The 18,594-nt window shown below is 67.0% G+C and carries 21 protein-coding genes and 1 tRNA gene; 10 read left to right on the top strand and 12 right to left on the bottom strand.

Annotated features, from left to right (window positions below; genetic code table 11):
• Positions 1-7: 7 nt before the first annotated feature.
• Complete coding sequence (locus PSR88_RS06120; RefSeq protein WP_237723744.1) at positions 8-841, bottom strand: MBL fold metallo-hydrolase; 834 nt, start codon at positions 839-841, stop codon at positions 8-10.
• 66 nt (positions 842-907) lie between these two features.
• On the opposite strand from PSR88_RS06120, the gene PSR88_RS06115 reads away from it, so the two are divergent.
• From PSR88_RS06115 to PSR88_RS06100, 4 genes are all read left to right on the top strand, one after another.
• Positions 908-1,426, top strand: a complete 519-nt coding sequence (locus PSR88_RS06115) for a DinB family protein (protein WP_016879996.1) — start codon at positions 908-910, stop codon at positions 1,424-1,426.
• 110 nt (positions 1,427-1,536) lie between these two features.
• Positions 1,537-2,664: an NDMA-dependent alcohol dehydrogenase gene (locus PSR88_RS06110; protein ID WP_005247847.1), complete on the top strand. Its 1,128-nt coding sequence runs from the start codon at positions 1,537-1,539 to the stop codon at positions 2,662-2,664.
• A 45-nt stretch (positions 2,665-2,709) separates the two neighbouring features.
• Entirely contained in the window at positions 2,710-3,528 is an 819-nt protein-coding gene (locus tag PSR88_RS06105; protein ID WP_016879997.1) for a serine hydrolase domain-containing protein, read from the top strand.
• A 125-nt stretch (positions 3,529-3,653) separates the two neighbouring features.
• Complete coding sequence (locus PSR88_RS06100) at positions 3,654-4,163, top strand: DUF3145 domain-containing protein (protein WP_005247843.1); 510 nt, start codon at positions 3,654-3,656, stop codon at positions 4,161-4,163.
• Positions 4,164-4,235: 72 nt separating this feature from the next.
• Here the strand turns inward: PSR88_RS06100 and PSR88_RS06095 are convergent, their stop codons facing one another.
• From PSR88_RS06095 to aceE, 6 genes are all read right to left on the bottom strand, one after another.
• On the bottom strand, positions 4,236-5,669 hold the full coding sequence (locus tag PSR88_RS06095; protein ID WP_009473915.1) for an acyl-CoA carboxylase subunit beta: 1,434 nt from the start codon (positions 5,667-5,669) through the stop codon (positions 4,236-4,238).
• Between the two features lie 94 nt (positions 5,670-5,763).
• Positions 5,764-7,014, bottom strand: a complete 1,251-nt coding sequence (locus tag PSR88_RS06090) for a KasA/KasB family beta-ketoacyl-ACP synthase (RefSeq protein ID WP_005247840.1) — start codon at positions 7,012-7,014, stop codon at positions 5,764-5,766.
• 8 nt (positions 7,015-7,022) lie between these two features.
• The gene (acpM, locus tag PSR88_RS06085; protein ID WP_005247839.1) at positions 7,023-7,334 is read right to left on the bottom strand and encodes a meromycolate extension acyl carrier protein AcpM; all 312 of its coding nucleotides are present in this window, start codon (positions 7,332-7,334) and stop codon (positions 7,023-7,025) included.
• Between the two features lie 106 nt (positions 7,335-7,440).
• Positions 7,441-8,358 (bottom strand): ACP S-malonyltransferase, encoded by a 918-nt coding sequence (locus PSR88_RS06080; RefSeq protein WP_005247836.1) that lies wholly within the window; start codon positions 8,356-8,358, stop codon positions 7,441-7,443.
• Positions 8,359-8,485: 127 nt separating this feature from the next.
• Positions 8,486-9,757, bottom strand: coding sequence for a PucR family transcriptional regulator (locus tag PSR88_RS06075; protein WP_005261202.1), 1,272 nt, complete (start codon positions 9,755-9,757; stop codon positions 8,486-8,488).
• Positions 9,758-9,831: 74 nt separating this feature from the next.
• Positions 9,832-12,687, bottom strand: a complete 2,856-nt coding sequence (gene aceE / locus PSR88_RS06070; protein WP_342338063.1) for a pyruvate dehydrogenase (acetyl-transferring), homodimeric type — start codon at positions 12,685-12,687, stop codon at positions 9,832-9,834.
• A gap of 224 nt (positions 12,688-12,911) precedes the next feature.
• Here aceE and PSR88_RS06065 point away from each other — a divergent pair, with 224 nt between their 5' ends.
• The 4 genes from PSR88_RS06065 to PSR88_RS06050 all read left to right on the top strand — a co-directional run bounded on the left by PSR88_RS06065 (position 12,912) and on the right by PSR88_RS06050 (position 14,651).
• The gene (locus PSR88_RS06065; RefSeq protein ID WP_011594296.1) at positions 12,912-13,448 is read left to right on the top strand and encodes a hypothetical protein; all 537 of its coding nucleotides are present in this window, start codon (positions 12,912-12,914) and stop codon (positions 13,446-13,448) included.
• 168 nt (positions 13,449-13,616) lie between these two features.
• On the top strand, positions 13,617-14,042 hold the full coding sequence (locus tag PSR88_RS06060) for a DUF3052 domain-containing protein (protein WP_005247829.1): 426 nt from the start codon (positions 13,617-13,619) through the stop codon (positions 14,040-14,042).
• Between the two features lie 40 nt (positions 14,043-14,082).
• A complete protein-coding gene (locus PSR88_RS06055; RefSeq protein ID WP_009473911.1) occupies positions 14,083-14,547 on the top strand; it encodes a peroxiredoxin in 465 nt (154 codons plus the stop codon).
• 32 nt (positions 14,548-14,579) lie between these two features.
• A tRNA-Val gene (locus PSR88_RS06050) sits at positions 14,580-14,651 on the top strand.
• Between the two features lie 100 nt (positions 14,652-14,751).
• Here the strand turns inward: PSR88_RS06050 and PSR88_RS06045 are convergent.
• Positions 14,752-15,012, bottom strand: a complete 261-nt coding sequence (locus tag PSR88_RS06045) for a hypothetical protein (protein WP_029537284.1) — start codon at positions 15,010-15,012, stop codon at positions 14,752-14,754.
• Positions 15,005-15,520, bottom strand: a complete 516-nt coding sequence (locus PSR88_RS06040; RefSeq protein ID WP_009473909.1) for a GbsR/MarR family transcriptional regulator — start codon at positions 15,518-15,520, stop codon at positions 15,005-15,007. The genes PSR88_RS06045 and PSR88_RS06040 overlap by 8 nt, the downstream gene beginning before the upstream one ends.
• A 135-nt stretch (positions 15,521-15,655) precedes the next feature.
• On the opposite strand from PSR88_RS06040, the gene PSR88_RS06035 reads away from it, so the two are divergent.
• On the top strand, positions 15,656-15,844 hold the full coding sequence (locus PSR88_RS06035) for a hypothetical protein (protein ID WP_011594293.1): 189 nt from the start codon (positions 15,656-15,658) through the stop codon (positions 15,842-15,844).
• Positions 15,845-15,848: 4 nt separating this feature from the next.
• Here the strand turns inward: PSR88_RS06035 and PSR88_RS06030 are convergent, their stop codons facing one another.
• Together PSR88_RS06030 and PSR88_RS06025 are read right to left on the bottom strand one after the other, a co-directional pair.
• Positions 15,849-16,040 carry a hypothetical protein gene (locus PSR88_RS06030; protein WP_009473907.1) on the bottom strand — a complete coding sequence of 64 codons (192 nt, stop codon included), beginning with the start codon at positions 16,038-16,040 and terminating at the stop codon, positions 15,849-15,851.
• Positions 16,041-16,372: 332 nt separating this feature from the next.
• Positions 16,373-16,735 (bottom strand): DUF5655 domain-containing protein, encoded by a 363-nt coding sequence (locus PSR88_RS06025; RefSeq protein ID WP_009473906.1) that lies wholly within the window; start codon positions 16,733-16,735, stop codon positions 16,373-16,375.
• A gap of 49 nt (positions 16,736-16,784) precedes the next feature.
• On the opposite strand from PSR88_RS06025, the gene PSR88_RS06020 reads away from it, so the two are divergent.
• A complete protein-coding gene (locus tag PSR88_RS06020; protein ID WP_016880003.1) occupies positions 16,785-17,768 on the top strand; it encodes a cobalamin biosynthesis protein in 984 nt (327 codons plus the stop codon).
• Here the strand turns inward: PSR88_RS06020 and PSR88_RS06015 are convergent.
• Positions 17,709-18,590 carry an SURF1 family protein gene (locus PSR88_RS06015; RefSeq protein ID WP_016880004.1) on the bottom strand — a complete coding sequence of 294 codons (882 nt, stop codon included), beginning with the start codon at positions 18,588-18,590 and terminating at the stop codon, positions 17,709-17,711. The genes PSR88_RS06020 and PSR88_RS06015 overlap by 60 nt on opposite strands.
• Positions 18,591-18,594 lie beyond the last annotated feature (4 nt).

Genomic DNA, 18,594 nt, shown 5'->3' with positions numbered 1-18,594 from the left:
GCCCGGACTAGGCCAGCGGATCGACGCGTTCCCAGGCAACCGGGAGTTGCACGTCGACCCCCTCGGCCAGGCCCCTCTCGGTGAGAAACCGCAGGGACCGCCGGAAGTTGTCGGCGAAGCGGGGGAGCGGCGTCAGCGGCCGGTCGAGCAATTTCCAGAAATTGTCCCAGTGGATCGGGATCACGCGGCGTGCGCCGGTCCGGGTCACGAGTGCGTCCCAGTAGTCGCGGCGGAACCGGTCGGACTGCTTGCCGAGTGTGCCGATGCCGAGATAGACGGTGTCGGCGTCGTATCCGTCGAGCGCGCCGGGAACGAAGTTCGCACTGGCGTGGACGAGGACGCGGCCGTCGGGGTGCGCGAAGTGGAACGAGAAGCAGTCGCCCTGCGCGTATTCGCCGATCGATGCCGGCGGGTGTACCGCGTGTTCGATCGTGCCCGGGAACTTCGCCCGGGGGCTGTGCTCGGCGGGCAGCGCCGTCACCTCGAATGCGCCGTACCTCACGGGAGTTCGCACCTGGATCGTCCGGAACCGGTCCATCGCGAACCCGTAGCCCTCGGCGATGTGACGCGTCGACGGCGAACCGACGAGTTCCGCACCGGTGCGCTCCGCAACCGGCGGGGAGTCCATCGCGTGGTCGTAGTGCGAGTGCGCGACGAGGACGGCGGCGAGGCGGTCGGTTCGAGTTCGGGTGAGGGCCCGGTCGACGGCGGCACCGTCGGGGCGCAGCGGCCGGAGGACCGAGCGCAGGAGCGGCGGCCTGGAGAAGAACCCGTCCGTCATCAGCGACGTCTCGCCGTCGGACAACAGGATCGTGGAAACACCGAGAAAGGTGGCGTGCATGCTCGCGACCGTACCGGTGGGCGGCATGCGCACGGCGGGATCTGTGGCCGTTCTACGATGACCGCCATGGCGATCACTCCCGACACGAAGAACTGGACCTGGGTCCTCGACCGGGCGTGCCCCGACTGCGGGTTCGACTCGGCGGCAACACGGTACGAGGACATCCCGGCTCTCGTCCGGGCGAACGCGGAGGCCTGGTCGCCGGTCCTCGCCCGCCCCGACGTGACGGTCCGGCCGGACGAGCAGACGTGGTCGGCGCTCGAGTACGCCGCACACGTTCGCGACGTGTTCCGGATCTTCGACGTCCGGCTCCGGCTCGTGCTCGACGAGACGGATCCACTGTTCCCGAACTGGGATCAGGACGAGACCGCGGTCGCCGAACGCTACAACGAGCAGGATCCGGCCGTCGTCGACGCCGAGTTGCGCGCGGCAGGCGCTGCGGTGGCGGACGACTTCGAGGCCGTCGCGCCGGAATCCCGGGTGCGGACCGGGCGGCGGAGCGACGGCGCATCGTTCACGGTGGAGTCGCTGGCCAAGTACTTCGTCCACGATCCGATCCATCACCTCCACGACGTGTCGGGGTAACAGTTTCGGATTCCCGGACCCGATTCGGTAGAACGTGTTCCAATTCGGTCCGTTTGTGTCTATCGTCACATCAGCAGATGCGCAGACATGAATGAAGGGTTGGAAGACACATGAAGACCAAGGGTGCGATCCTGTGGGGCCTGAACGAGCCGTGGTCGGTCGAGGAGATCGAGATCGGCGATCCGGTTGCGGGCGAGGTGCAGATTCGCATGGAAGCCGCCGGAATGTGCCACTCCGACCACCACATCGTCACCGGTTCGATGCCGATGGCGTCCTTCCCGGTGATGGGCGGCCACGAAGGGTCCGGCGTCATCACCAAGCTGGGGCCGGAGGTGAAGGACCTCGAAGTCGGCGACCACGTCGTGCTCTCGTTCGTGCCCGCCTGCGGACGCTGTCCGGCGTGCTCGGCGGGACACCAGAATCTCTGTGACCTCGGAATGGGACTCCTGAGCGGGCTGGCGATCAGCGACGGCACCTTCCGCATCCACGCGCGCGGCGAGAACGTCATCCCGATGTGTCTGCTCGGGACGTTCTCGCCCTACATGGTCGTGCACGAGACGTCGGTCGTGAAGATCGACAAGGACATTCCGTTCGACGTCGCCGCCCTCGTCGGCTGCGGTGTACCCACCGGATGGGGTTCGGCGACGCGGATGGCGGAGGTGAAGCCGGGCGAATCCGTCGTCATCATGGGGGTCGGCGGCGTCGGCATGAGCGCACTGCAGGGCGCGGTGGCGTCCGGGGCGCGTCAGATCTTCGCCATCGACCCGGTGCCGTGGAAGCGGGAACAGGCACTGAAGTTCGGGGCCACCCACGCGTTCGAGAGTGCCGCCGCCGCAATCGAGCCGATCATCGCGCTCACCAACGGTTTGATGGCGCAGAAGACGATCATCACGGTCGGGGAGATGCACGGCGAATACGTCGAGGAAGCCCTGTTGCTCACCAGCAAGTTCGGCACGTGCGTCGTCACGGCCATGGGCGCGATGACCGACATGGACGTCAAGCTGAACCTGTTCCTCTTCTCGATGCTGCAGAAGGACCTGAAAGGCACCATCTTCGGCGGCGGAAACGCCCGGGTCGAGATCCCGAACCTGCTGGCCATGTACAAGTCGGGGCAGCTGAACCTCGACGACATGATCACCCGCACCTACACCCTCGAAGGTGTCAACGACGGGTATCAGGACATGCTCGACGGCAAGAACATTCGCGGCGTCATCCGGTACACCGAAGCCGACTGGTGACGGCTCGCCGCTGCTGACCGCGAGCCGCTCTCGTAGGCTGACCGGGTGCAGAGTCTCGATCAGATTGCCCGATGGCCCGTGGACAACGCTGCGGCGGTGGTCCTGTCGTACGACGAAGGGGTGATCGGCGAGTACGGCGACCAGCAGCGCGTCTTCCCCCTGGCATCGGTGACCAAGCTGCTCTGCGCGTACGCGGTCCTGGTGGCCACCGAAGAGGGGGCCGTCGAACTCGACCAGCCCGCAGGCCCGGAGGGCTCGACCGTGCGTCACCTGCTGGCGCACGCGTCGGGTCTCGCGTTCGATGCGAACCGTGTGCAGACGGCACCGGAGCGCAAGCGGATCTACTCGAGCGCCGGCTACGAGGTGCTCGCCGACTTCCTCACCGCCGAGACGTCGATCGATTTCGCCGACTATGTCGCGGAATCCGTCTTCGTTCCACTGTCGATGGGCGCGTCCGCGCTCGTCGGGCCCGCCGGTCACGGAGCGCAGGCGTCGGCGGGCGATCTCGGCCGGTTCGCAGTGGAACTGTTCCGCCCGGCCCTCATTTCGCCTCAGACGTTCGCGGACGCCACCTCCGTGCAGTTTCCCGGGCTGGACGGAATCCTGCCCGGATACGGCTCACAGCGGCCCAACGACTGGGGTCTGGGATTCGAGATCCGTTCGGGCAAGAGCCCGCACTGGACGGGCACCGGCAACTCGCCGCGGACGTTCGGCCACTTCGGGCAGTCCGGCACCTTCCTGTGGGTCGATCCGGCCGCCGGACTGGCGTGCGTCGCATTGACGGACCGGGATTTCGGCGACTGGGCCAAGCCCCTGTGGACCGAGCTGAGCGACGGTATCCTCTCGGAACGCAGAAGACGATGACACACCGATTGCTCGAATCACTGGCGCAACACAGGCATCACAAGGCACACTGATCAACCGAGCCCGCTGCACACACCGACTGAGGCCGTTGGGGAAGACGTCCCTCGTCGAAGCAGGAGGCTCGAGTGCGCGCATTGAATCAGTTCGCGGACGCGACGGCTGGTGTTGTCTACATCCACTCGTCGCCCGCCGCGTTGTGCCCCCATATCGAATGGGCGTTGACCGCGACCCTCGACTGCCGAGCCAACCTGAAATGGACCTCGCAGCCGGCCTCCAACGGCGTTCTGCGCGCGACCACCAGCTGGGTGGGGCCTGTCGGCACCGCCTCACGGCTGGTCAACGCGCTCCGCGCCTGGCCGATGCTGCGCTTCGAGGTCACCGAGGACGCCAGTGAGGGCGTGGACGGCGAACGGTACAGCCACGTGCCCGGTATGGGTCTGTGGCACGGGTCCACCAGCGCGAACGGCGATGTCGTCGTGGGTGAGATGCGGCTGCGGGCACTGATGCAAGCGGGCGGCGACATCGCGGCGGAACTGGACTACGCACTCGGAACCGCCTGGGACGAGGCTCTCGAGCCGTTCCGCAGCGGCGGAGAAGGCGCCGAGGTCACCTGGTTGCGCCGCGACGTCGGCTGACACCCCGCTCACGTATGCGAAAAGGCCCCCGCCACAACAACGGCGGGGGCCTTCTCTCGACCAGAGCTCAGATCACAGCGGGATGTTCTTGTGGTCGCCGCGGCTGGAGGGAGCAGCGGCGAGGGCGGCGGTGACGACACTGCGCGTCTTGGCGGGGTCGATCTCCTCGTCCACCACACCGATCGCGACGGCGCGGTCGACGCCACCGGCGATGCTCTCGTGTTCGACGGCCAGACGCTCGTGCAGGGCCTCACGCTCGTCTTCCGGCGCTGCGGCCAGGGCGCGCTTGTGCAGGATGCCGACGGCGGCCTTGGCGCCCATGACGGCGACCTCGGCATCGGGCCACGCGTAGACGGCGGTGGCGCCGAGCGCGCGGGAGTTCATGGCGATGTAGGCGCCGCCGTAGATCTTGCGGGTCACGACCGTCACGCGGGGAACGGTGGCTTCGGCGAACGCGTGGAGCAGCTTCGCGCCGCGACGCACGACGCCTTCCCATTCCATGCTCACACCGGGGAGGTAACCGGGTACGTCCACGACCACGACGAGCGGGATGCCGAATGCGTTGCACAACCGGACGAAACGAGCCGACTTCTCGGCGCTCTCCGAGTTCAGGCAACCACCCAGGCGGAGCGGGTTGTTGGCGATGACACCGACGGTGCGGCCGCCGAGGCGTCCGAGACCGGTGACGATGCTGCGGGCGTAATTGCCCTGCAGTTCCTCGAAACTCGACTCGCCCTCGACGTTGTCGAGAAGTTCGTGAACGATCGGACGGACATCGTAGGCGCGTTTCGCCGACTCGGGCATGAGCGCGCGGAGATCGGTGTCGCCGTGCGCGGCCGCGGCCTGATCGAACTCGCCCTGCTCGCAGAACATCGACACCAGGCGGCGCGCCCGGTGCAGGGCGTCACCCTCGTCGTGGGCGGCGATGTGCGCGACACCCGACTTCTTCGTGTGCGTGTCGGGACCGCCGAGGGACACCATGTCGACCTGCTCACCGGTGACACTGCGGACCACGTCCGGTCCGGTGACGAAGACGCGGGCCTCGGGCGCCATGATGACGATGTCGGTCAGCGCGGGACCGTACGCCGCACCGCCGGCCGCGAAGCCGAGGACGACGGAAATCTGTGGGACGCGGCCGGACGCGCGGACCATGGCCTCGAAGACCAGTCCGACGGCGTGCAGGGCCTCGACGCCCTCGGCGAGACGCGCGCCACCCGAGTGCCAGAGACCCACGATCGGGGCGTCTTCCTCGAGGGCGGTGTCGATCGCCGTCACGATGTGCTTGCAGCCTTCGACACCCATGGCGCCGCCCATGACGGTGGCATCGGAGCAGTAGGCGATGGTGCGGACACCGTCGATGTTGCCGGACGCGGCCAGAACACCGGACTTGTCACGCGGATGCAGAGGGACGACCGTCCCGGCGTCGAACAGCTTCTCCAGGCGCGCAAGGGGATCGCGCGGATCGATCGACGCATCGGACTTAGTCGCGGGTGCCAAGATTGTCATCGCGTCCTCCTTGTGGCGGGCCCGGGTGGGCTGTCGATGGGTGGAGACCCCTTCAGAGAAGGGGTCTCCACCCGCGAGCTAGCAGGACCGGCTGTCAGGCCCGGCCGAAGGCGAGCGCGACATTGTGCCCACCGAAACCAAACGAGTTGTTGATCGCGAAATCGATCTCGCCGTAACGGGCTTCGCCCTTGACGACATCCAGGTCGATCTCTGGATCCTGATTCTCGAGATTCAGCGTGGGCGGAATGACTCCGTCACGCAGACTCAGGACCGTGAGCACCGCCTCGAGCGCACCGACGGCGCCGATCGAGTGCCCCAACGCGGACTTCGGTGCGTACACCGCAGCATGGTTGCCGACGGCAGCCTTGATGGCGTTCGCCTCTGCCGTGTCACCGATCGGCGTTGCCGTGGCGTGCGCGTTGATGTGCTGGATGTCCGTCTTCGTCAATCCAGCCGTCTCGATCGCCCTCGTCATGGCCCGCGCAGCGCCCGAACCCGAAGGATCGGGAGCGACGATGTGGAACCCGTCGGAGGTGATTCCCGCGCCCAGCAGACGGGCGTGGATGGTGGCACCGCGAGCCTTGGCGTGCTCCTCGGTTTCGAGGACCATCATCGCTCCGGCCTCACCGAACACGAAGCCGTCACGATCCTTGTCGAACGGCCGCGAAGCCGCCTTCGGATCGTCGTTGCGGGTGCTCAGCGCGCGCATCATCGCGAAACTCGCGATCGGCACGGCGTCGAGGTAACCCTCCACACCACCGGCGACGATGATGTCCGCGTCGCCCATCACCAGCATGCGGTACGCATGGGCGATGGCCTCGGAACCCGAGGAACAGGCCGACACGGGAGTGATCACTCCGGCGCGGGCCCCGAGCTCGAGTCCGACGGTGGCCGACGGACCGTTGGGCATCACCATCTGGACGGCGAACGGCGACACCTTGCGGTACCCACCGGCCTTCATCTTCTCGACGGCGTCGATCAGAGCTTCGCCGCCGCCCAGTCCGGTGCCGATCACGACGCCGAGGCGATCCTTGTCGACCTCCGGGCTGCCGGCGTTCTCCCAGACCTGACGGCCCAGGACGAGCGCCAGCCGCTCGACGAAGCTCATCCGGCGGATCTCCACCCGGGACAGCGACTCGTCGGGCGACACCTTGAGCTTGCCGCCGATCGTCACCGGAAGGTCGTTCTCCGTGACGAAGGCTTCCCGGATGGTGTCGATGCCGCTCTCGCCGGCCAACAGGCCCTTCCACGTGGCATCCACGTCACCAGCGATCGACGTCGTGGCCGCGAGGCTGGTGACGACGATGTTGGGGAACTGCTTCCCGTTGGTCGAGGCGGAAGTCACGGCTGAGCTCACTCCTCGTCGTTCTTGGCAGCTTCGAGCTTCGCCTTCACGGCCTCCGCGTCGGCGCCACCTTCTGCTTCGAGCTTCTGGATGTAGGACACGGCGTCACCGACGGTGCGCAGTCCGGCGAGATCCTCGTCGGGGATCTTCACGCCGTACTTGTCCTCGGTCTGGACGGCGATCTCAACCATGGAGAGGGAGTCGATGTCGAGGTCGTCGACGAAAGACTTTTCGATGGTCACCTCGGACGGCTCAATACCGGTGACCTCCTCGATGATCTCCGCGAGTCCGGCGATGATGTCTTCCTGGGTGGCGGCCACTGAGTGGCTCCCTTCTAATTCGGTGTAGATGTATCTGGAGTTGTGCAGGCACGTCCCCATCGGCCGCGCCTGCGGGCCCTGCACGCACCGAGGTGCGCGCAGCAAACTAGCCGAGTTCTGTCAGTTCGGCTAGCGCGGAGATATCCCCCGGGGTCTTGAGTGCCAGAGTCGGCGTGCCGCGCATTTCACGCTTGGCGATACCGACGAGGGTTCCGGCTGGTGGAAGTTCCGCGATCGCGGAGACCTGAGCGGTCCGCAGGCTTGCGGTACACAGGTCCCAACGCACAGGTCGGGTTACCTGCGCGGCCAGTTTAGTCAGTGCGTCCGCTCCGGATGCGACCGGTGCGCCGTCGGCGTTGGAGAGCAGAGTGCGGGTGGGTTCACCCGGTGTGATCTTGGACGCAGCCTCGGTGACGGCCTCCTGCGCGGGAGCCATGAACCGGGTGTGGAACGCGCCTGCGACGGGAAGAGCGCGAACCCGCGCCTTCTCCGGCGGGTTGGCCGCGAGTTCCTCGAGCGCCGACAGCAGACCTGCCGCGACGATCTGGCCCGCCGCATTGCGGTTGGCCGGTTCGAGGCCCAGTTCGTCGAGGCGGGCGAGCACCTCGGCCTCGTCGCCCCCGAGGACCGCGGACATGCCGGTCGGTTCGAGTGCGCAGGCCTTCGCCATCTCCGCGCCGCGGACGGCGGCGAGGGCGACGGCGTCGTCGGCGGAGAGGACTCCGGCGACCGCGGCTGCGGCGAGTTCACCGACCGAGTGCCCGGCCGCGATGGTGTCTGCGGGAACCAGGCCACGCGCGTCGAGTTCCTCGAAGGCGAGGAGTGCGGCGGCCACGACGAGGGGCTGAGTCACCGACGTGTCGGTGATCTCCTCCGCTGTCGCGGTGGTACCGAGGCGGACGAGGTCGAGGCCGGCAGCCTTCGACCACAGTGCGACACGGTCATGAGAACCCGGCAGCTCCAACCAAGGGATGAGCATGCCGGGAGTCTGAGAGCCCTGACCCGGGGCGAGCAACGAAATCACTCTTCAAGAGAACACCGTCAACGGCGTGCTGCGAGATGTCGTTGCGGATGAACCTTTGTCGGCGGATTTGTTGGGTTCCCACAAAATTGCACGTGGGGTCCTCGCATCGAATCTGGACAGACGTTCGTTACAGCCCTGCTTCTCCGAATGGGAAGGGTGTGACTGGTGTTAAACGTGATATGGGTTCGTTATGGGAATGTGTCAATCGACCCACTGTGGCAGCCACTCTGAGTACATACGCATCCCGCGGATTCGTCGGATCGCGACCGGTGACTTCGGCGATTCTCTTGAGTCGATACCGCACAGTATTTGGATGAACAAACAGCTGCCGGGCACAAGTCTCAACCGCACCTCCACAGTCGAGATATGCGTCCAAAGTGTCGGTGAGAACACCTCCGGCGGCCGCCAGCGGCGCGACCAGATGGTCGTTCAGAGCGGTGACCGCGGCGTTGTCCCCGAGCAGTGCGCGCTCGGGTAACAATTCGGCGGCGTGGACGGGCCGAGGCGCGCCCCGCCAGCCGGCGACCGCCTGCATCGCGGCGAGCGCCTCGACGGCACTGAAGTGCGCCGCACCCAGCGTCGGCGTGGTCGGGCCGATGATCACCGGCTCGTCCGAGAACTTGCCGAGCAGGTCGGTCATGAAACTCGAGTGCCCCGACCCCTCCTGAAGTTCGCCGCTGACGACCATCACGAGCCGAGAACCCTGCACCACGGCGAGGGCGGCGCGTCCGTGCTTCTGCGCGATGGTGTGGACCGTGCCGACGACGGAGACCCGTTCGTCCTCGGGGGGAGTGCCGACGATGACAGTGGCGGGGGCGGTGGCGTCCCAGTTGAGGGTCGCCGCCCGCGACAACATGTCCGAGCCCGTGTCACCACGGACCACGGCGTCGACCACGAGTGCCTCGAGCCGGGTGTCCCACGCACCGCGGGACTCCGCGGCACTCGCGTACACCGAGGCGGCCGCGAAACCCAGTTCGCGGCCGTAACGGAGGACGGCCTCGGTGAGGGCGATCAGCTGCTGGTCGTTGCGGGCGAGCGCCGGCAGCCACTGCTCGAAGAACTCCATCGCCACGCGGACCATGTCCACCGTCTGGCTGAGGGTGAGCCTGCGCGCGAGATCCTGCGGAATGACCTGGAACGCGTCCAGGCTGAACCGGATGTCGCTGTCCGGGTTCTTGAGCCACTCGAGGAAGTTCACGACCGCCGTCTGAACCAGCAACTGCACGTTGGAGCGTTGAGCGGCGTCGAGGTCGTCGAAGAACGGCAGTTGATCCTGCATCGTCGTGACGGCCTCGGTCGAGAGGCGACCGGAGAACTGTTTGACGCGACGCAACAGCGCGTCGGGCAACGGATCCCGGGTTTGTCGTCTGCGGGAGACCAACGGACTCTGCTCGACCATAGTCAAGAACCTACGCCCACCGCCGCCCGTGTAGTCCGACGGACACACGGGCGGCGGTGGGGAGGATCTCGGCGTTACGCGCTGCCGGTGTCCGTGTACGAGACGGCGGCGGCGCGGACGTCGTCGATGCGGTACCGGTTGGCGGCTTCGACGGCCTTGGAGCGGTCGAGGGTGCCTTCGCCGGCGAGGGCGGACAGGACGGCGACGACGATGGATTCGGCGTCGACGTTGAAGTACCGGCGGGCGGCGGGGCGGGTGTCGGAGAAGCCGAACCCGTCGGTGCCGAGGGTGGTGTACGAGCCGGGCACCCACTGACGGATCTGATCGGCGACGGCGCGCATCCAGTCCGAGGCCGCCACGAACGGGCCGGCGGCGTCGGACAACGCCTGCGTGACATACGGCAGCGGGGCGTCGGTGCCGGGGTCGCGCAGGGCCTGGCGCTCCGATTCGATGCCGTCGCGGCGCAGCTCACCCCAGGAGGTGACCGACCACACGTCGGCGGCCACACCCCACTCGTCGGCGAGCAGTTCCTGCGCACGCAGCCCCTCGGGCATGGTGACACCGGAGACCAGGATCTGCGCCTTCGGGCCCGAAGCCTGCGACTTCTTGAACAGGTACATGCCCTTGAGCAGGCCCTCGACGTTGAGGTCGGCGGGCTCGGCGGGCTGGGAGTAGGGCTCGTTGTAGAGGGTGATGTAGTAGAAGATGTCCTCCCCACCGAACCCGTCGACCCCGTCGGTGCCGCCGTACATCCGGCGCAGTCCGTCCTTGACGATGTGCGCGATCTCGTAGGAGAACGCCGGGTCGTAGGCGACGGCGGCCGGGTTGGTCGAGGCCAGCAGCAGCGAGTGCCCGTCGGCGTGCTGGAGGCCTTCGCCGGTGAGGGTGGTGCGGCCGGCGGTGGCGCCGAGGACGAATCCGCGGGCCATCTGATCCGCCGCCGCCCACAGGCCGTCGCCGGTGCGCTGGAACCCGAACATCGAGTAGAAGATGTACAGCGGGATCATCGGCTCACCGTGGGTGGCATAGGAGGTGCCGACCGCGGTGAACGAGGCGGTCGAGCCGGCCTCGTTGATGCCCTCGTGCAGGATCTGCCCGATCTCCGATTCCTTGTAGGCGAGCATCAGGTCCGCATCCACCGCCGTGTACAGCTGGCCGTTGCGGTTGTAGATCTTCAAGGAGGGGAACCAGGAGTCCATCCCGAAGGTGCGGGCCTCGTCCGGGATGATCGGCACGATCCGCTTGCCGATCTCCTTGTCCCGCAACAGCTCCTTCATGATCCGCACCAACGCCATGGTGGTCGCGACCTGCTGCTTGCCGGAGCCCTTGCGGACCACGTCGTAGGTCGAATCCGGCGGCATCGGCAACGGCGCCGGGCTGGTGCGGCGCTGCGGCAGGAACCCACCGAGCGCGCGGCGGCGGTCGAGCATGTACTGGATCTCCGGGGCATCGGGGCCGGGGTGGTAGTACGGGGGCATCTTCGGGTCCTTCTCCAACTCGGCGTCGGAGATCGGGATGCGCTGCAGGTCCCGGAAATTCTTCAGATCGTCGAGGGTCAGCTTCTTCATCTGGTGGGTGGCGTTGCGGCCCTCGAAGTGCTTACCCAGGGTGTAGCCCTTGATGGTGTGCGCCAGGATCACCGTCGGCTGCCCCTTGTGCGCCATCGCCGCCGCGTACGCGGCGTAGATCTTGCGGTAATCGTGGCCGCCGCGCTTGAGGTTCCAGATGTCCTGATCCGACAGGTTCGCGACCAGTTCCTTCGTCCGCGGATCCCGGCCGAAGAAGTGCTCGCGCACGTACCCGCCGTCGTTGGCCTTGTACGTTTGGTAGTCACCGTCCGGGGTGACGTTCATCAGGTTGACCAGGGCGCCGTCCCGGTCCGCGTGCAGCAGCGCGTCCCACTCGCGGCCCCAGACCACCTTGATCACGTTCCAGCCGGCGCCGCGGAAGAACGACTCCAACTCCTGGATGATCTTGCCGTTGCCGCGGACCGGGCCGTCGAGGCGCTGCAGGTTGCAGTTCACCACGAAGGTCAGGTTGTCGAGGCCCTCGGTGGCCGCCACGTGCGCCAGACCGCGGGATTCGGGTTCGTCCATCTCCCCGTCACCCAGAAACGCCCACACGTGCTGATCGGCGGTGTCCTTGATGCCGCGGTCGTGCAGGTAGTGGTTGAACCTCGCCTGGTAGATCGCGTTCATCGGGCCCAACCCCATCGACACGGTCGGGAACTCCCAGAAATCCGGCAGCAGCCGCGGGTGCGGGTACGACGGCAACCCGCCGCCCTGATCGGCGTGCGAGTGTTCCTGCCGGAACCCGTCCATCCGCTCCGCCGGGATCCGCCCCTCCAAAAACGCGCGGGCGTAGATGCCCGGCGAGGCGTGGCCCTGGATGAAGATCTGATCCCCACCCCCGGGATGGTCCTTGCCGCGGAAGAAGTGGTTGAACCCCACCTCGTACAGGGCCGCCGACGACGCATACGTCGAGATGTGACCACCGACCCCGACCCCGGGGCGTTGCGCGCGGGTCACCATCACCGCCGCGTTCCACCGGATGAACGCCCGATACCGGCGCTCGGTCTCCTCGTCCCCGGGGAACCACGGCTCGTTCTCCGTCGGGATGGTGTTCACATAATCGGTCGACGTCAACGCCGGCAACGCGACGTGCTTCTCCCCGGCCCGCTCGAGCATCCGCAACATCAGATACCGGGCACGAGTCGGTCCGGACCGGTCCAACAGTCCGTCGAACGATTCCAACCACTCCGTGGTCTCGTCCGGGTCGATATCCGGCAGATAAGACGCAACACCCTCACGGATGACGCGAACGCGGGCGTCGGAACCCGGGGTCGCACTGGGGTTGGAAGGTTGGGCCGCTCCGGCGCCGGGTGTGGCGGAATCCGGTTGAGACGCGGGTCCCTGGATCAGGTCTGACAACGTTGCTCCTCATTGTGGTGGGACGCGCGGTGTGGCGTCCTCTCCATGCGATCGCGGCCTTGTTAGGCCCGACCCATCTCCTTTATGAATATGGCGCGACCCTCATCTTTCACCATCGCGGCGCAGTCGGCACACTGTGTTCGGGTTACTCTCCGGTAGCGTTTGCGCAGATCCGGGGCCGAATGTTGAACTTGTCGATGCCGTCGAAAACATGGGGGAGACGAATGCGCACGTCGACGCGCCGCTGGGGGCCGGCGAGTGCTGCCGTCGCGGCGATCGTCGGTGTGGGCGTCATCGCCGGATGCGGCGGCGCGGTCGAGGGGACCGCGCAGCAAAACGATTCTCAGGCCGCCGAGTACGCCGCGGAGGCGACGTCCTCATCGGTGGCCGCGTCGTCCTCCCAGAAGGCCGCGGCCGAGCGGGAGGCGCTCGTGGAGCAGTGCACGATGTTCGTGAACCGTGCCGGCGACACCATCGACAGCTACAACGCCTTCATCGACGCCGCCAACGCCGACGCCGCAGACACCGGTGCGAAGGCGAGCGCCGCGGCGGCAGCCCTTCGGGCGGCGGCCGACGGGGCGAATGCCGCCACGCCCGCACTTCCCGCGGAGCTGACCGGACTGCTGACCGATTACGCGAACAACTACCGGGAACTCGCGACCGCGGTCGACGGCGGGCAGCGCGGTGACATTCTGAACACACTCGCGAGCCGTGGAGACGAGCTCAGCGACTCGATTCGGGGAGCCTGCCCCACATCGTGACTCCCGCACCGTAGGCTCGGTCGATGACCACGCATCAGTACTTTCTGAGAAAAATTCGCGTGGTCGGCTTGCGCGAAAGCGTTCGAGCATGTTCGCTTTCACCTAATTGATCTTCATCCGGCAGGTGTTCGGGTATCCGAGCACCGTCAACAAAAGGAGGACCCCACCGTGGTCGCCGCGGCGGACGCCCAAAACTACGCTCAGAAACTCGGGATCACTGCCGACATGGCGGTACAGGAACTGGGCTGGGACGAGGACACCGACGACGACCTGCGTGCCGCGGTCGAGGACACCATCGGTGGAGAACTGCTTGACGAGGATTCCGACGAGGTGATCGACGTCGTGCTGCTGTGGTGGCGCGACGAAGACGGAGACCTCGTCGACGCCCTCATGGATGCCATCGGCCCCCTGGCCGACGAGGGATTCGTGTGGGTCCTCACCCCCAAGACCGGTCAGCCCGGTCACGTGGAGCCCAGCGAGATCGCCGAGTCCGCACCTACAGCCGGTCTCACCCAGACGTCGGCGGCGAACCTCGGGGACTGGTCGGGAAGCCGTCTGGTTCAGCCGAAGTCGCGTCCCGCGAACAAGCGCTGAACAGTCGCACCTTTTCGTTCACTCACCGAAGGATCACGTCATGCCGCTCGAGGTGGGCACCACCGCCCCCGATTTCACCCTCAAGGACCAGAACAATCAGGAAGTGACGCTTTCCGATTACCGCGGAAAGAAGAACGTCCTGCTCGTGTTCTACCCCCTCGCGTTCACCGGAACGTGTCAGGGTGAACTCTGCAAGGTTCGCGACGAACTGCCGAAGTTCGAGAACGACGAGACTGCGATTCTCGCGCTCTCCGTCGGTGCGTCGCCGACACACAAGATCTGGTCCGCCGAGCAGGGATACACCTTCCCGCTGCTCGCCGACTTCTGGCCGCACGGTGCGGTCGCGCAGCAGTACGGTGTCTTCAACGAGAAACTGGGCTTCGCGAACCGCGGCACCTTCGTCATCGACAAGGAAGGCGTCATCCGGTTCGCCGAGATGAACGGGCCCGGAGAGGCCCGTGACCAGGAAGCTTGGGAGAAAGCGCTCGCCACGCTAGAGTCCTGATGCGCATCCGGCGAGGTTCTCGCCGGATGTTCGGGCGTGTAGCTCAGTGGTAGAGCTCTGGTTTTACACACCAGCGGTCGGGGGTTCGAAACCCTCCGCGCCCACCGTCAGGGCAAAGCCCCGATCTGCGTTCCGCGCGGGTCGGGGCTTTCTCCGTGTCGGTGTTCACCGTGCTGCCCGCGTTCGGCCGCCCCGCACGGCACTTCACTCCTCGGTGAGTTCCATGAGCTGCTCGGCGGCGGTGATGTTGCCGTTGTCGGCGAGGCGGCGGAGTTCGTTCATGTCGCCCAGTTCCGTGGCGAGTTCGATGAGCTGGTCGGCCGCGTCGGAGCTGCCGTTGTCTGCGAGCCGGCGGAGTTCGTCCATGTCACCCCGTTCGCCGGCGAGCTCGATCAGGATGTCGAGCGCGGTCGAATCGCCGTTGGCCGCCTGCTCGCGCAGGGCGGACAGTTCGATTTCAGTCATGGTGTACATCCTCTTCTCGATCGGGTTTCTTTGTGCGCCGAGCCCGGAGCTCGTCGCGATGCGCGTGCCACTCGTTCAGCAGCGCCGGAAGTCGCTCGCTGAGGAAGTCGGCCAGCGCGACCATCTCCTCGAGCGGGGCGCGACGTTCGGGTGGAGCGTCGGCCAGCAACGCCAATCCCTCCCGGAACAGCGCCGCATGCTCCTGATGGAGAGCGGAATCGAAGTTCTGCGGTTGCTGACTGGCCGGGTCCAGGCTCACCCGGTCCACCCGCTCGCCGGCCATTCGGGTTCGCCGCGCCATCCGATAGCCCTCGAGCAGCTTGACCGCCCCGGTGATGGCGCTCCGGCTCGCCAGCAACGCCTCGCCCAGTTCGTCGATCGTCTGTTGCGGTGGATCGCAGACGAACAGGTACCCCAGCAGCCGTCCCGCCATCGGCGGGAATCCGTACCGGCGTGCGTAGAAACGGCCGACGTGGTCGGCGAATATCAGCTGTGTGTCGGACGGCACAATACCGAAAATAGCAGTTCTGACTGAAATAGCACAGATTTGTGTCATTTCAGTTCAGCTGCCGTCCTGTGACAGGTTTCGTGGAGTTAACCTGTTCATCGCCCGCGGCCTCGCCGGCAGTGGCATATTCCTGACATGCCCAGGTACAAGGTGACGCTGCGCAACGGCACGTCGAGCGACAAGACCTTCGAATCAGACTTCCAGGCCGTCAACGAGACGCACCGGCCCACCGAAACCGGCGCGGGCATCGTGAAGATCGACCGCTACGAGGACGACGGGGAAGTGACCGGCGTCTGGTCCGCTCCCACCACGAGCCGCAGGTAGCCCGTCAGGTCGCGTCGCGCGAGGTCGCGGAGCCGCGGCGACCGAGTTCGGCCTCGAACGCCGTGATCCGGATGGTGACTCCGCGGACCGTTTCGCAGCCGTAATCGTTCGCGATCGACTCGCCGAGCAGTGCTCGGTGCTCATCCAGCTGGGCGAGCAGTTCGTCGTCGCCGAGCTTGGTCAGGTCGCTGCACACCTCTCGATCGTCCCAGGCGCAGTCGGCGAAACCAATGCCTCACACGAATTTCCACCGGACGCGCAGAACCCCGCCGGGCCACGTGGGTGTGTTGAGTCAGCACCGAAGATGTGAGCAGGGCGGGGCCGTGCGCCGCCCCTGAATGGGGGGAACGAGGCGGCATTTACCATGGTAGGCGCAGTAAAGGGCGCTTGGCGAGATACTCAGCAGAGTTTCAGGAATCAGACATACCGACCGGAACGAGTGCGTGGTTCGCAGCCGCCGACGGATTGGTGAGACGCACACGCTATTGCGCGGGAATCCGGCGAATCGGCGCGCAATTGTGCCCCCGGCTAGTGCGCGCGAATGCCTGGACCCACGGTGTCGTAGGCCTCGGCGAGGAGCGCCGCTAGGGTGTCGTCGAGCTGATCGTCGGACGTGATCGTCAAACGGTGCGTGATCACCGTCTTCGTGGTGGGAAACGCCTCGCGGAGCTGCGGGTGATGGACGCGCCGACGCAGGTCGAGAGCGATCTCGAGCCGCGACGAATAGATGAACGCGGCAGCGAAGACGCGGGCACGAGCCCACGCGATCTCGGTCCGGTGGACCCGCTCGTCCACCTCGCCGCACGCGAGAACGAGGTCACGGAACTGCAGCAGGCGCTCGGTGGCGTCCGGGTCCTTGCCTACCAGGTACTCGTCGATCGCGGCATTCATGGGACGCTCCTTTACATCGACTGCAACGTTAGTTGATACAAATATCGGCGTGCATCGAACCTCCCGTCCCGCCACCGCGCGTGCTGCAGGCCTGCTCCTCGGCTTCGCCGCCGACCGCGTGTTCGCCGATCCGGCCCGGTGGCATCCCGTGGCCGGATTCGGACGCACCGCAATGGCATTGGAGAAGGTGACGTACCGCGACTCCCGGCCGGCCGGGATCCTGCACGTGGCGGTCCTCGTCGGCGGAGCGGCGGGGCTGGGGGTCGCCGCGACGCGGATGGCGCGGCGCGGGGGATGGCCAGGCGAGGTAGCCGGAACGGCCGTCGCGACGTGGGCCGTGCTCGGCGGGACGTCGCTGGGACGGACCGGATCGAGCATGGCCGCACACCTGGAGGTGGACGACCTTGCCGCCGCCCGCGCCCTGTTGTCGTCGCTGTGCGGCCGCGACCCCAGCGTGCTCGGCGTCGACGGGCTCACGCGGGCGACGCTGGAGTCGGTGGCCGAGAACACGTCGGACTCGGCGGTCGGGGCATTCGTGTGGGGCGCCGTGGCCGGAATTCCCGGACTGTTCGTCTACCGGGCGTCCAACACCCTGGACGCGATGGTCGGGTACCGCTCGCCGAAGTACCGCAACTTCGGCTGGGCGGCGGCGCGGTGGGACGACGTCCTCAACCTGCTGCCCGCCCGCCTGACGGGTGCGCTGTCCGTCATGGCCGCGCCGGCGGTCGGCGGGTCGCCGAACGAGGCGTGGGAGGCGTGGCGACGCGACGCGTCCCAGCACCCCAGCCCCAACGCGGGCGTCGCGGAGGCCAGCGCGGCGGGCGCACTCGGGATCTCGCTGGGTGGGCGCACCGAATACGCGCACGGCGTCGAGATGCGACCCGTCCTCGGCTCCGGGCCGTCGCCCCTGCCCGTCGACCTCGACCGTGCGGTACGGCTGTCCGCGGCGGTGCAGGTCGGTGCGGCGCTGGTGTCAGCGGCCCTTGCCGTAGCGGTCGGCCAGCTTCGCTTCCGCCGCCGTCCGCGGCGCTGACTCCACCGGCTTGCTTCGGGCGAACGGCTTCTTCCGGGCCACCGGTGTGGGAACCGGGGCGGAGTCGTCGGAGGTCTTCGCGGACTTCTCCTTGCGGCGTTCGCGCCACTCCGCGCGAATGAAGTAGGCCAGGCCGAGCGGGGCCATGATGCCGAACGCCAGCCACTGCAAGCCGTACGACAGGTACGGGCCGGCGTCGAGTTGGGGGAGCGGGATGGTGCCGAGGCCGCCGGGCTGACCGGGTTCGAGTTGCACGTACGCGTCGACGAGATCGGTGCCGATGAAACCGCCGATCTGACCCGCATCGATGTAGTACACCTGGCGGAGCCCGTTCTCGTCGATCGGTTCCTTGCCTGCGATGGTGCCCTCGGACTTTCGGACGCGACCGTCGAGCGTAACCTGCCCGGCCGGCGGCGGATCCACCGGCGGCGGCTCGGTTCCCTGCACAGGGCGGACGTAGCCGCGGTTGACCAGGATCGTGCGACCGTCGGTCAGTTGCAGCGGCGTCAGGACCTCGTACGCGGGCTGCGATTCGATGGACCGCAACCGGACCAGCAGATCACTGTTCTGGACGTAGGACCCGGTCGCGGTGACGCGGCGCCACTCGTCGTCCGGATTCGGGGCCGCGCCGGACAGCAGGGTCTCCAGCGGGACGGGGTCGGCGTCGACCGAGTCGGCGATCAGCTGGTTTCGGTGCTCCGTCGACGTGTTCTTGCCGAGCTGCCACGGCGCGAGCACGTAGAAACACATGAATGCGAATCCGGCGACCACCAAGGCCAACACCAACCAGCCGGGTCGCAACAGAAATCTCAGCCTTCGCACGCCT

This window comes from Rhodococcus sp. DK176 (genome assembly GCF_038447315.2).
GTDB classification, from domain to species: Bacteria; Actinomycetota; Actinomycetes; order Mycobacteriales; family Mycobacteriaceae; genus Rhodococcus_F; species Rhodococcus_F jostii_A.
This window is presented reverse-complemented; position numbering and strand designations above follow the sequence as displayed.

Bases quoted from the DNA above. Each gene is read 5' to 3' on its own strand.
- PSR88_RS06120 (WP_237723744.1), bottom strand. From the start codon at position 841: ATGCACGCCACCTTTCTCGGTGTTTCCACGATCCTGTTGTCCGACGGC.
- PSR88_RS06115 (WP_016879996.1), top strand. From the start codon at position 908: ATGGCGATCACTCCCGACACGAAGAACTGGACCTGGGTCCTCGACCGG.
- PSR88_RS06110 (WP_005247847.1), top strand. From the start codon at position 1,537: ATGAAGACCAAGGGTGCGATCCTGTGGGGCCTGAACGAGCCGTGGTCG.
- PSR88_RS06095 (WP_009473915.1), bottom strand. From the start codon at position 5,669: ATGACAATCTTGGCACCCGCGACTAAGTCCGATGCGTCGATCGATCCG.
- PSR88_RS06075 (WP_005261202.1), bottom strand. From the start codon at position 9,757: ATGGTCGAGCAGAGTCCGTTGGTCTCCCGCAGACGACAAACCCGGGAT.
- PSR88_RS06065 (WP_011594296.1), top strand. From the start codon at position 12,912: ATGCGCACGTCGACGCGCCGCTGGGGGCCGGCGAGTGCTGCCGTCGCG.
- PSR88_RS06055 (WP_009473911.1), top strand. From the start codon at position 14,083: ATGCCGCTCGAGGTGGGCACCACCGCCCCCGATTTCACCCTCAAGGAC.
- PSR88_RS06045 (WP_029537284.1), bottom strand. From the start codon at position 15,012: ATGACTGAAATCGAACTGTCCGCCCTGCGCGAGCAGGCGGCCAACGGC.
- PSR88_RS06035 (WP_011594293.1), top strand. From the start codon at position 15,656: ATGCCCAGGTACAAGGTGACGCTGCGCAACGGCACGTCGAGCGACAAG.
- PSR88_RS06025 (WP_009473906.1), bottom strand. From the start codon at position 16,735: ATGAATGCCGCGATCGACGAGTACCTGGTAGGCAAGGACCCGGACGCC.